We start from the raw sequence: 12,700 nt of genomic DNA, 5'->3' as shown, positions 1-12,700 counted from the left end.
CTACTACTTGTCACACTGAGCGCAGTCGAAGTGCCTCCCTATAACTTTTTTAATTAATATTTTAAAGTGCTTTTATACACACATTATTATTTTATTTACTACTACTTGTCACACTGAGCGCAGTCGAAGTGCAACCCTATAACGCTTTTTATTTCCTACTACTTGTCACACTGAGCGCAGTCGAAGTGCAACTCTATAAAGCTTTTTATTTACTCCATTTGTCACACTGAGCGCAGTCGAAGTGCCTCCTTATAACGCTTTTTATTTACTCCATTTGTCACACTGAGCGCAGTCGAAGTGCCAACCTATAACTTTTCTAATCTCTTGGTTTATATTTATAATGAGTCGCATTTCTGCATTCTGATAATATTTGTAACCTATCAAAATCTCCATCAATTAACGCTTTTTTCTTAGCTCTAGACCAACCCTTAATTTTTTTCTCAAAATAAATTGCTTGGATTACGTCATTAAACTCTTGCTGAAAAACTAATGTTAATGGTCTCCTGCTATAAGTATAACTATCACGTTTTGTACCTGCTTGATGTTCATTAAATCTTCTAGATAAATTATTGGTAATACCTGTATAATATGACTTATCCGCGCATAATAAGATATAAACAAAGTATTGGTAATTCATTTTATTAATGTTGTTCGTTTTATTGGGCTTCGACTGCGCTCAGCCTGACAAGTTTTGATTTTTATGCTTCTTGAGGCTTCGACTGCGCTCAGCCTGACAGTACTGATTTTATCCTGCTCTATAAATGTTTTCTTGTAGTTTATAATAGGCTCCTAAAAGGGTTTTCATGTCACCAAAAGCGATTTTAGCATCTTTAGGTGTACCTAGTTTCAATTTTACTAAATCACCTAACTTATCACGTTGTAATTCCTCAATACCATAATCTTCATAATGTTTTAAAATAAACTCCAAAAACTCACGTGCTTCTAAGTTTTTATAGACTTCAAAAAATTCGGGTTCGTCTTTTACAAACTTTACACGTTGCTTACGTGTCATTAAATTAGAGTTGAAAGATATATGTGAAAGCACATCAAAAATATCGCATTCTGGTGTGGCAATCATATTACGTAAATCATTGAGTTGCGCGTTATCAAAGCCTAAATCCCCTAACTGAATCAGCAAACTTGCTCGCGTATCAGGATTAGACCAAATGTTGCGTAAATGAGTTTCGTCTTTATAAATAGCAGGTAACTCACCTATCAGTTTTTCTAAGAACTCGCGTACGGTGAGTGGCTTTCCGTTTTCATCAATATAACGGGTATCAACGTCTGTCACTTTTAACTGTCTCCCATTAGACAATTCTATAATTAGCTTTTCTTTACGTTCGTAAGGTTCACCAGGTTCTTTAACCTTGGGTTGCCGTGGTGGTTTTGGTATTGCCTCTCCGCCTTCACCTCCAGCAGGTTCTTCGGGTTCGCCATCCCATGTGGCATCGTAAAATAAATTAGTAGCACCCACAAAATCGATAATGGTAAAAAAGTCTTTACCATCAAACACACGCGTACCTCGACCTATAATTTGTTTAAACTCTACCATAGAGCCAATGGGTGCTGTTAATACAATATTGCGTACATTTCTAGCATCTACTCCCGTAGTCAACATCTTTGAAGAGGTTAATATAACCGGAATATCATTGTCATTATCTTGAAATTTCTCTAAAAGTTCGCGTCCATGTTTACCCTCATCGCTCGTGACTCTAACACAGTAATTAGGGTCTGTTACGTCCTTATATTTGTTAATATAATCGCGTAAATCTAACGCATGATCTTGATTGGCACAAAACACAATCGTTTTATCCATTTTACCAATGTGTTGCAAAATAGTTTGCGCTACCAATTCAATACGTTGTTTTACGGTAATACTGTTATTGAAATCTTTAAGTTCGTATCGGTCTTTAGTCACTTCACCTTGAATAATCCTACTATCATTAGTATGGATGTATTCATCAATATTAGTGGTCACGCGCTTTACTTTATAAGGTGTTAAAAACCCATCTTGAATGCCTTCCTTTAAAGAATACTCGTAAATAGGCTGTCCAAAATATTTATAGGTATCAACATTATCGTCCCGTTTTGGTGTCGCCGTTAATCCTAAATGAATGGCAGGTTTAAAATGATCTAGAATGGCGCGCCATGAACCTTCTTCATTAGCACTTCCTCTATGACACTCATCAATAACAATTAAGTCGAAAAAATCACTTGGGTATTCTTTGTAAAAACCACCAATATCTTCACGTTCTGCAATAGCCTGATAGATTGCAAAGAATATATAGGCATTAGTGGGCACTACGCCATTACGTTTGCGAACTTCTTCACCATCAATTTTAATAACATCCTTCTCATAAGGATTAAACGTATTAATGGCTTGATCTGCCAATACATTCCTATCGGCTAAAAACAAAACTCTTGGTCGTCTATCATTGCCGTCTAAGTTCCATTTCGCTTGTAATAACTTGTGTACAATTTGAAATGAGATAAAGGTTTTACCAGTTCCTGTGGCTAAGGTCAAAAGGATGCGATCTTGACCATCAGCAATACTCTCCATCACTTTATTCACCGCAATTTCTTGGTAATAACGTGGCCCAAAATTACCTGTTAATAAAAATGGAATACGCTGAAGCTGCTCTTTTAGTGCGTTCTTTTTTCCAAAAAGGCGATTGTATAAGTCTTGAGGTGTTGGAAAATTAGCAACGTAGTCACCTTTTCCCGTGCGTCTATCAAACTCATAAATTTGTTTGCCATTTGTAGCGTAAACAAAGTTTATTTTAAGTTTTTCAGCATATTCTAAAGCTTGTTGTAATCCTTTTGTAGGGTGATCATCTAGCTTTTTGGCTTCAACTATTGCTAAATTGGTATTATTATACTTTAGTAAATAATCTAAAAACAATCGTTTTCCACGCTTGTTTCCTAATAACTTTCTACCATCTGTAAAATAATACTCTCTAACAATATGTATCGCTTCCCATTGACTATCAACCAGTTTAGGGTCTATAAAATTGGCTCTAGTATCAGATTCGGATATGTGTTTTGTCATTACCTTGATTTAACCTTAAATTCAATCAGCTATTTCTATTTTATAGGGAGAGCCTAAATATAGAACCTTTTTTAAAATTTTGCTTGTATATACTCGTAATTATCATAAAAACTGTAACACTATAAGGTAAATCTTACCTAACAAAAAATCGTTTCTTTTCACAAAATAACGTAGTAAACTTATAGGCTTGCAGTGGTCTTAATGCTACACATAGCGCATATCCTTTACATCTCCCGCCCATCTTCTACTGTACCCCAAGGCAAGTTAATTGCTCTAGACTCGAGAAAGGCGGCCACGCCTTCGTAGCAAGGCTTACCGTCAACGGACTGGGCATAGTCAGAATGGATGTCGAAAGGGATGAATGGTTGGTCTGCCTTGGTGGCGTACTGTTCAAGAAAACCGTCGAACAGTTTGTTCCAGGCTGCTTTATGAATGCGCGCTGTTTTAGTCAGCACCCCATCAAGATCAAACAAAATCGCGTCAAAGTCCTGAGGAGCAAGTGTTATTAGGGTTTTCATCTTAGTCATATCTATTAGGTTAGTTTAGCCGCCGTGTCGCTCGGTCTTGTGACATCTATTTTTAAATTCCGCTGCACATACTATAGTGTTTTTGCTTTTTTAACTAAAACCCAAACACTATTAAATCATTTTTTTTCCGGATCAAATAGCTTATAGGCCAAAAGTTTAATCCTGTCATTAATAAGAAACCAGGCCAAGGCATACCCCCAAACAAAACCAGCCCAACCCCAACCTAGAGGCGTCATAAATAAACCATAAACGGCTATGAGTGTCGCTATAATTTGCGTACCCAGTACGGCTATCCATAAGATCTTAGCTGGACGAATAGACCAAAACGCGCCCCGTGTTCGTGTAAGGAAGATTGTAAGGTGACCTGCAACAGATAATTTTAAATACATTAAGGTTTGTATATGCTCACGGTCAAGGTGAAAGACCCGCTCAGCTAAATAAAATAAGCCAAAAGCAGAAACAACACCAATAACACCCAGCACTGTAGAAATCCCCAGTACCATACGCATATTCCAAGCCTCTGGTTCATTCTTATAGTTAACATTATCATACGCTATAGATAAAATAGCCCCATCATTAAGCAAGGCCAACATCACAATCATAACTGCCGTTACTGGGTAAAAATTAAATACCAATATAGAAACCGTCATAAACAATAACACACGTAATGTTTCCGCGATGCGATAAATGGCATAGCTATTCATCCGTTGAAAAATTTTCCGACTCTCCTTAATGGCGTCAATAATCACTGACAATCCAGGAGTCATAAGAACGATGTCTGCTGCGGCACGAGCAGCATCCGTTGCATCAGATACGGCAATCCCGCAATTGGCTTTCTTAAGTGCTGGGGCATCATTAACGCCGTCACCTGTCATCCCTACTATGTGTCCACGTTTTTGTAACACATCCACAATGTGATATTTATGTTCGGGAAACACTTGTGCAAAACCTTCAGCTTTTTCTATGGATTCTGAAATGTCCTCCGTTTCTTCCTGCTTCGAATCTCCTAAACTACTAGCATCAAGAATAGTGGTGCCCATAGCTAACTTCTCTGCCGTTTCCTTCGCAATTGCCAAGGCATCTCCCGTTACCATTTTAATTTTTACCCCCATAGCTAGTGCGGTCGCAATGGTTGACTTAGCATCTTCACGAGGCGGATCAAACAAAGGTAATACTCCTATAAACTGCCATTCGCCTTCGCCATCAGTACGGGCTACTCCTAAGGAACGAAAGCCTCGAGCTGCAAAATTATTAACAGCCTTATCAACGGCAACCTTCAACTTCTCAGAATTGGTCGCCAATTCCAAAATCACCTGTGGTGCACCTTTCGTTACCTTAAAGTCTTTACCATCCTTCCCTTTAACCGTTGCCTCTGTGCGTTTATGTACAGGATCAAACGGTTGGAAATGAATCACGTTATAATCATTTAATATTTTTTGGTCTTTCAAACCTCCCAAAACCGCTAGGTCTATTGTGTCGTTATTTTCAGCACGCGATGCCAATGCACCACTGAGTATAACCTCATCGGCAGAGATAGCGTTAACACTAAAAGGATCTCCTAATGTTAACTTGTTCTGGGTTAATGTACCGGTTTTGTCGGCGCAAAGTATATCCACTCCTGCCAATTCTTCTATAGCAACCAACTTGCTCACAATCGCCTTTTTTTTGGCTAGTAATCGTGCGCCAACAGCCATGGTTACCGATAATACTGTTGGCATAGCAACCGGAATCGCTGCCACAGTCAACACCAAAGCAAACTGCATGGTAACCAGCACTTTGTCTCCACGGAAGATAGCCACAGATATAATTATGGCGACTAAAACCACAGCCAACACTATCAGGTAATTACCAATCTTCAAAACGGCCTTCTGAAAATGACTAACGGTATGTGCTTCTTGCACCAATTGTGCTGTTTTTCCAAAATAGGTATGAGTACCTGTAGCATAGATGATTGCGCCTATTTCACCACGACGAATGATTGATCCTGAAAAAACGGCTTCACCAGAGTTGCGCGTAACCGGTAAGGATTCACCCGTCAATGCAGACTGATCTACTTCTACCGAATCACCATCCAATAAGCGGGCATCGGCAGGTACAATATCACCCAAGCGTAAGCGAATAACATCGCCGGGAACTAATTCGCGTGAGGCCGGAGTAATCCACTTGCCATCACGCTTTACACGCGCTTTAACCGCCAGTTGAGCCTGAAGGGCCGCTATGGCGTTACCTGCCTCACGTTCTTCCCAAAACCCCACCACTGCATTGGCCAAGAGTAAAATAAGAATGATGAAAAAATCGGGCCAATGTCGCGCCACTGCAGAAAGGATTACGGCTGCTTCAATCATCCATGGAATGGGGCCCCAAAAATAAGAAAGGAATTTCAGGAACATATTGGTTTTCTTTTCCTCAATTTCGTTGGCTCCGTATTGAATTAGACGTTTCTTAGCTTCTGTTTGAGTGAGCCCGTCTACTGATGAATCTAGTTGTTTCATCAGTTCCTGCATAGGCAGGGATTTTAGGTCGTCGTTTGCATTGGGTTTTGATGCTTCTGCCTTAGACTGATCTCTATTTGATGTCATATCTTAAAATTTTATTTTATTGATTTACGTCTAATGCCATCCTGCTGTTATGCTTGCTATAACTAGTCTATCCAATATCTTGTCTCCAAAACATCTTCTGTTAAGTTTATAAACGAATGCATTTAGATCTAATTGAAGGTATTTAGCCTTGATTTTAAAGGAGGGTTCTACAAAGTTTTGTTGGGCATTACGCATGGCAATATCAACCCTTTTCAATGTTTCTTTTGTAATGTGTTTTGTTGATTTTTCACTTATGTGAAGATCTATATTTCCAGCAATATCAGCAGACAACGTACTGTTGTCTGTAAATACAATAGAGTCTTCGTTTTAAAAAACACCTAACACCTTTAAGCCCGCTTACGCCCTAATAAGTCTAATCTGGCCCCCTCTTAATGTAGGTTCTTTATAGTGCTTCAAAAGGTTTTAACTCATCTTTCTACAAATCGAGTTCTCCCTTCCTCAGTTGGTGTTCTATAGGAATAGTTACGCTGTATAAAACTTCTTTTTCCACAATCATGAGTGATGTTTTTATATTTTTCAAAGGTTCAATTTTATATAGTAGCATGAAATGATGTAGGTCATTTTGTAAAAAAAATTAAATTGAGCGTTTTAAAATTTCAATAAAACCTGTAGGCATCTCAACCAGAATAATCGTGCCGCCACTTAGTACGGTAGCTTGAATTATAAGCGTTAAGCGCTCCTAAATCCTCATGTAAAAAGAACTCATCGTTTATTTTAAGGCAGATGAATTCGCCCCTCCCCCCCCTTTTTACGAAGGAGATGTTTTTATAATAAACGAAAGATGATTTTCCTCAGGAAGAATGATAAAAGCGGACAAACATTTATAATCCCCCCCCTTTTTATGTATGAAACTGCTCTAGCTTGTACTTTAAAATAAGGTAATAAATCATAATAAATCAGCATATAAAGAGCAAGCAAGAACAAGAGCAAAATAAGGATACGTTTTTATAATAAACACAAGATGATTTCCCTCAGGAAGAATGATAAAATCGGACAAACATTTATAATCCTCCCCCCTTTTTTATGTATGAAACTGCTCTAACCTGTACTTTAAAATAAGGTAATAAATCATAATAAATCAGCATATAAAGAGCAAGCAAGAACAAGAGCAAAAGCAAAAGCAAAAGCAAAATAAGGATACGTTTTTATAATAAATACAAGATGATTTCCCTCAGGAAGAATGATAAAAGTGGACAAACATTTATAATCCTTCCAACCCTTTTTATGTATGAAACTGCTCTAACCTGTACTTTAAAATAAGGTAATAAATCAGCATATAAAGAGCAAGCAAGAACAAGAACAAGAGCAAAATAAGGATACGTTTTTATAATAAACACAAGATGATTTTCCTCAGGAAGAATGATAAAATCGGACAAACATTTATAATCCCCCCCCTTTTTATGTATGAAACTGCTCTAGCCTGTACTTTAAAATAAGGTAATAAATCATAATAAATCAGCATATAAAGAGCAAGCAAGAACAAGAGCAAGAGCAAGAGCAAGAGCAAGAGCAATAAATAAAACTGTATAGCTTTCGCTTTTATTGCTTCATAATTTATTTGAACATCCAGAAAATTCAAAATTAGGTTTAACAATAAAGAAATAAGCCCCTTGTAAATATAAAGAATGGGATACAAGTCTAATAAAACAGATTAACTCAGAAACACCAAGTAACCCTTTTAAAGAATTTATTGAAGAAAAAAGAAAACAATTTAATAAGACTAAATGTATTTAGAACTAAAATCTAATAAAAAACGAACAACCAACCTCCATCATAAAATTCTTTAGATTATCAAAACATAATTTTACAACGCAAAACCAAAAACTAAAAAATAACATCATAAAAAGTTTTAAAGCACATCTAAAACCCAAAACCCTACATACATTTCAAAACCGAAATCCCAACACTATCCTTGCCGTTCAACGCATACAAAGCCCCATCAATAGCTTGGTAAAAACGTACACCAAGCACACAAAGTGTCGTACCTAGTCCGCTAGGTAAAGTACCAGGTGTTAACGTTAAAGAAGAAACCATATCAATGGCATCCAGTACTAAAGTAGGCGCAAAATGCAATTGAGAATCCAAGCTGTCAAAATCAAAATCCAACACACCATACAACAAAGCAATATGCGTAGCACCTTCCACAAAGCCAACCTGGTTAATATCAAAATCAGTAATAGTCAACTCAAAATTAGAGCTGTTAATTGCAAATCCAAAAGGCAATACCTGACCTACATTACAAACAGGGGTATAATTAAAATGCTCCACCAGTTTTAGCCCATCACTATGAGCAATACCATTGGCAACACGTCGCTGGCCGCGTTTGTTTATCGCATCCAAATCCTTTAAACGCGTAAACAACCCCATCAATCGACTATGAAAATAGGGAAACCTATAACCTCTAAAAAAAGGCACTAAAGCCGTCCTAAAAGCTTTATTAACAATAGAGCAATGCCCAAACTCACTAGCGTTTTCGCGTACACGTTGCATACTCCGCTTCGTCTTTATGGCCTTACCATTAAAACCACCACCTGCTTTTCGGGCAATAGCCTTACCATTTAAATAATAAAAATTAATACCTCCCAAAGTCCCCACTAAAGGGATAATGCCTTTCTGCTCTGCCATAATTCAACATTTTAATATAAACAGCTATAAAACAGCAATATACAAAAAATTAAATTATAGGTTATAGCGTGGTTATAGCATACTTAAAACAACCTTAAAACAAGCTTAAAGCAGAGTTGTTGTATAAAAGAAGCAAACAAAACCAAATAAGAAGATAAAAACGAGCACTACTTCCCGATACAGAAATTAGCAAATATATTACCCAACAAATCATCATTGGTTATCTCGCCCGTTATCTCACCAAAGTGATATAAAGCTTGCCGAATATCAATAGCCAACAAATCTCCTGACAGATCTGTTTCTAAACCGTATTGTACTTTTTGCACTTCTTCAAAAGCCTTTAATAAAGCATCATAATGACGAGAGTTAGTAACAATAGTTTCATTATTTCTTAAAGCTCCTGTATTAATTAAATTAAGCAGTTTATTGGTCAATTCCTCCACTCCAAATCCTGTTTTAGCAGAAATAGGAATCACATTTGAAGCCTTAACTTCTAAAGCCGTAGTTATGGTTGCTAATTCAGAATCCGTTATTTGATCTATTTTGTTTAAAATAACCAACAACTGCTTTTGTGGAAACTGATTTCTTACTTTTTCTATTTCAATTAAAAAATTAGCGATGGCTTTACCTCCAACAGCTAATTGTGGACTTCCTATTAAAAACAGCACCACTTGGGCTTGCTCTATTTTTTCAAAGGTCTTTTTAATACCAATACTCTCTACAACATCTTCAGTGTCCCTAATTCCTGCAGTATCTATAAAACGAAAGCCAATACCTCCTATTGAAATTTCGTCTTCTATAGTATCTCTTGTCGTCCCTGCTATTTCCGATACTATCGCACGATCTTCATTCAGTAAAGCATTCAACAACGTAGACTTCCCCACATTAGGCTCACCGACAATAGCTACTGGAATACCGTTTTTTATAACGTTTCCAACAGCAAAAGAATCAATCAAACGTTTCAATACAAAAGTGATACGCGCTATCAACTGCTTAAATTGTGTACGGTCTGCAAACTCTACATCTTCTTCCGCAAAGTCCAATTCTAATTCTATTAAAGACGCAAAGTTTAAAAGCTCTTCCCTTAGCTTAGCTATTTCCGAAGAAAATCCACCTCGCATCTGCTGCATAGCTATTTGGTGAGAGGCTTCATTATCACTAGAAATTAAATCGGCTACAGCTTCTGCCTGACTCAAATCGAGTTTTCCATTTAAAAAAGCACGCAGTGTAAACTCACCTGCTGTCGCCATTCTACAGCCTTTTCGTAAAAATAACTGAATAATTTCTTGCTGAATATAAGATGATCCATGGCAAGATATTTCTACTACATTTTCACCTGTATAAGAATTAGGGTCTTTAAAAACAGAAACTAAAACTTCATCTATAGTTCTACCGCCTTCAACGATATGACCCAAATGAATGGTATGTGTTTTTTGCTTATTCAGATCTTTATCAGATACAGATTTAAAGCTTTTAGATGCTATTGTTATGGCTTCTTTTCCCGATAAGCGAATAACTGCTATAGCTCCACTCCCAGAGGGTGTTGCTAAAGCTACAATGGTATCATTATGCATATTCTAATTCTTTAATGCAAAAGTATTGTAATTTATGCGATTGATTAAACATTATCCTTGCCAACTTTTAAGTGGTCGCTTTTATAAGCATACTATTAATCATTGTTTTTATATTTGCAATGCACACTTTAATAAAGAACAATATTAATTCATGAAAAATCTATGCCTCCTTATTTTTACTTGTCTATTATGTTTTAGCTGTAAAGAAGCAGAACCTAAACTCCCTCATTATACGATTACCGGTACTGCAAAAGGAGTTTATAATGGTGTTAGAATTCATCTAAAAAGCTCTGATGATAAAGAAAAAGATAAAATAGTGAGTACAAGAATGGTTAAGAACGAAAGCTTTTTTATTGAAGGAAGAGTAGATATGCCAACGTTATACAATGTTACAATAGATGGCATACAAGGAAAACTACCTATAATGGTTGAAAACAGTAACATCAATATCGACATTAATAAATCTAAAATAGAAGAATCTAAAATAACGGGGTCTAAAGCGCAGGAAGATTATGATCGTTTTTATATTGGATTTAATAAACTTGATAAAGAAATTTTTGCAACTGTAAAAGAGTTTAGAAAATATAGATCTCAAAATAATAAAACAAAACTAGACTCACTTTCTAATCAAATGAAAATCATTGACAATAAAAAAACTCAATATGTCATTGACTTCATTAATAATAATGAGGATAATTTTTTTAGTTTATTCCTAATCAGTAAACAATTAAATAACAAAAAATTAGACGCAAAAAAATACATGGATGCCTTTAATAACTTATCCTCTGAAATTAAATCTTCTAAAAAAGGAATAGAAATTAAATTAAAACTAGAAAACTTACTTGATAACTATTTAAAAACCAATCAACCTAAAATTGAAAAGTAACACCAAGTTTTGAATCTACAACCCCCGATGGTAATACTATAAACCCAAAGGAAAGGCATTAGAACTAAAAGTTAGAATATAAATTAAAGTTGGACAATCTTCAGATTATTCAGCTTTTTTTTAGTTTGTACTGCTTTCTTATTAATTTTTCTTTTCTAGATCTATAGCATTATCTACATTTAAGAGTTCTAATTTATAGAGCTACTATTTAACCATTGTTTTTATATTTGTAGTATACAAACTATCTATTATGAAAAGACTCGTTACAATTGCAATAATTAGTTTACTTTTTTTAAGCTGCAAAACAGAACCAAAAAGAACAGATTTTATTATTAACGGAACGGCTAAAAACATCTACAATGGTGTGCGCACTTATTTAAAAGTGAAACAGCAAAATGGAAGAACAAGAGTCATTGATACAGCTATCGTTGTTAATGAAAAATTCACTTTTACAGGTAAGGTATTAAACCCTACACTTCATTTAATAACTGTAAATTCTGTAAAAGGAGAGTTAGATTTTATGCTAGAAAATAATCAGATTGATATAACTATTAACAAATCTGATATTACACAATCTACAGTCGTTGGTTCTAAATCTAATGCAGACTATAAAACGTACAATGATAATCTACAAGAATTAAATAAAGAAGCTGAGGCTTTAAAAATGCAATTAAGAAATAGAACAACAAGAGATTCTATTTCTAAACTTTATACCATAGTGCAAAATAAACAAAAAGAAGCACCTTTAAATTTCATTGATAAAAACAGAAGTAGCTATTACAGTTTAGTTTTAATAAAACAAAAAAACTCTAAAGACAATACAAACATCGAAGACTATATTGAAGCTTTTAACAAACTAGATGCTGATATACAAAACTCTCCTGAAGGTGTTGCCATTAAAACAAATCTCGATAAAGCATTGGCTGATTACTTAAAAACAGCTCAAATTAAAGTAGGTAAAGTAGCTCCAAATTTTGAAGCTCCAAATCCTGATGGTAAAATGGTTAGTCTTAATGATGTAAAAGGTAAAGTGACCATTATAGATTTTTGGGCCGCTTGGTGTGGACCTTGCCGCCGCGAAAACCCTAATGTGGTTAGAATTTACAACAAATACCATGATCAAGGCTTAGAAATTATTGGGGTGTCTTTAGATGGAACACGCAATCAAAAAGATCCTAAAAACGCTTGGCTAAACGCAATTAAAAAGGATGAACTAACTTGGACACATGTTTCAAACTTGCAATATTTTCAAGATCCAGTAGCACAGCTTTATAATATAAATGCAATACCCGCAACGTTTATTTTAGATGAAAAAGGAAAAATTGTTGCTAAAAACCTTAGAGGAAGAGCATTAGAATTAAAAGTGCAAGAACTTCTTAAATAAACATCAAAAAAAAGCCTTTAAAGAAAATTTAAAGGCTTTTTTTATGTCAATAAGT

The 12,700-nt window shown here is 35.6% G+C and carries 8 protein-coding genes and 1 pseudogene; 2 read left to right on the top strand and 7 right to left on the bottom strand.

From position 1 onward, the window contains the following. Positions 1-316 precede the first annotated feature (316 nt). From HSX10_RS12495 to mnmE, 7 genes and pseudogenes are all read right to left on the bottom strand, one after another. The gene (locus HSX10_RS12495; protein ID WP_173588558.1) at positions 317-637 is read right to left on the bottom strand and encodes a GIY-YIG nuclease family protein; all 321 of its coding nucleotides are present in this window, start codon (positions 635-637) and stop codon (positions 317-319) included. Positions 638-745: 108 nt separating this feature from the next. Then, entirely contained in the window at positions 746-3,049 is a 2,304-nt protein-coding gene (gene hsdR / locus HSX10_RS12490) for an EcoAI/FtnUII family type I restriction enzme subunit R (RefSeq protein ID WP_173588557.1), read from the bottom strand. 224 nt (positions 3,050-3,273) lie between these two features. After that, entirely contained in the window at positions 3,274-3,576 is a 303-nt protein-coding gene (locus tag HSX10_RS12485) for an HAD family hydrolase (RefSeq protein WP_173588556.1), read from the bottom strand. Between the two features lie 116 nt (positions 3,577-3,692). Then, on the bottom strand, positions 3,693-6,155 hold the full coding sequence (locus tag HSX10_RS12480; protein WP_173588555.1) for a plasma-membrane proton-efflux P-type ATPase: 2,463 nt from the start codon (positions 6,153-6,155) through the stop codon (positions 3,693-3,695). Positions 6,156-6,185: 30 nt separating this feature from the next. Next, a pseudogene (locus tag HSX10_RS12475) lies at positions 6,186-6,482 on the bottom strand (IS1595 family transposase); the annotation flags it as partial. A gap of 1,569 nt (positions 6,483-8,051) precedes the next feature. Further along, a complete protein-coding gene (locus tag HSX10_RS12470; RefSeq protein WP_173588553.1) occupies positions 8,052-8,801 on the bottom strand; it encodes a hypothetical protein in 750 nt (249 codons plus the stop codon). Positions 8,802-8,968: 167 nt separating this feature from the next. Continuing rightward, complete coding sequence (gene mnmE / locus HSX10_RS12465) at positions 8,969-10,375, bottom strand: tRNA uridine-5-carboxymethylaminomethyl(34) synthesis GTPase MnmE (protein WP_173588552.1); 1,407 nt, start codon at positions 10,373-10,375, stop codon at positions 8,969-8,971. A gap of 151 nt (positions 10,376-10,526) precedes the next feature. On the opposite strand from mnmE, the gene HSX10_RS12460 reads away from it, so the two are divergent. After that, positions 10,527-11,261 (top strand): DUF4369 domain-containing protein, encoded by a 735-nt coding sequence (locus HSX10_RS12460; protein WP_173588551.1) that lies wholly within the window; start codon positions 10,527-10,529, stop codon positions 11,259-11,261. Between the two features lie 250 nt (positions 11,262-11,511). Then, positions 11,512-12,645: a TlpA disulfide reductase family protein gene (locus HSX10_RS12450; RefSeq protein ID WP_254453240.1), complete on the top strand. Its 1,134-nt coding sequence runs from the start codon at positions 11,512-11,514 to the stop codon at positions 12,643-12,645. Positions 12,646-12,700 lie beyond the last annotated feature (55 nt).

The organism is Winogradskyella undariae (assembly GCF_013285155.1).
Taxonomy (GTDB): Bacteria; Bacteroidota; Bacteroidia; order Flavobacteriales; family Flavobacteriaceae; genus Winogradskyella; species Winogradskyella undariae.
This window is presented reverse-complemented; position numbering and strand designations above follow the sequence as displayed.

Coding starts and splice junctions, on each gene's coding strand:
- HSX10_RS12495 (WP_173588558.1), bottom strand. CDS start 637: ATGAATTACCAATACTTTGTTTATATCTTATTATGCGCGGATAAGTCA.
- hsdR (WP_173588557.1), bottom strand. CDS start 3,049: ATGACAAAACACATATCCGAATCTGATACTAGAGCCAATTTTATAGAC.
- HSX10_RS12485 (WP_173588556.1), bottom strand. CDS start 3,576: ATGACTAAGATGAAAACCCTAATAACACTTGCTCCTCAGGACTTTGAC.
- HSX10_RS12480 (WP_173588555.1), bottom strand. CDS start 6,155: ATGACATCAAATAGAGATCAGTCTAAGGCAGAAGCATCAAAACCCAAT.
- HSX10_RS12470 (WP_173588553.1), bottom strand. CDS start 8,801: ATGGCAGAGCAGAAAGGCATTATCCCTTTAGTGGGGACTTTGGGAGGT.
- mnmE (WP_173588552.1), bottom strand. CDS start 10,375: ATGCATAATGATACCATTGTAGCTTTAGCAACACCCTCTGGGAGTGGA.
- HSX10_RS12460 (WP_173588551.1), top strand. CDS start 10,527: ATGAAAAATCTATGCCTCCTTATTTTTACTTGTCTATTATGTTTTAGC.
- HSX10_RS12450 (WP_254453240.1), top strand. CDS start 11,512: ATGAAAAGACTCGTTACAATTGCAATAATTAGTTTACTTTTTTTAAGC.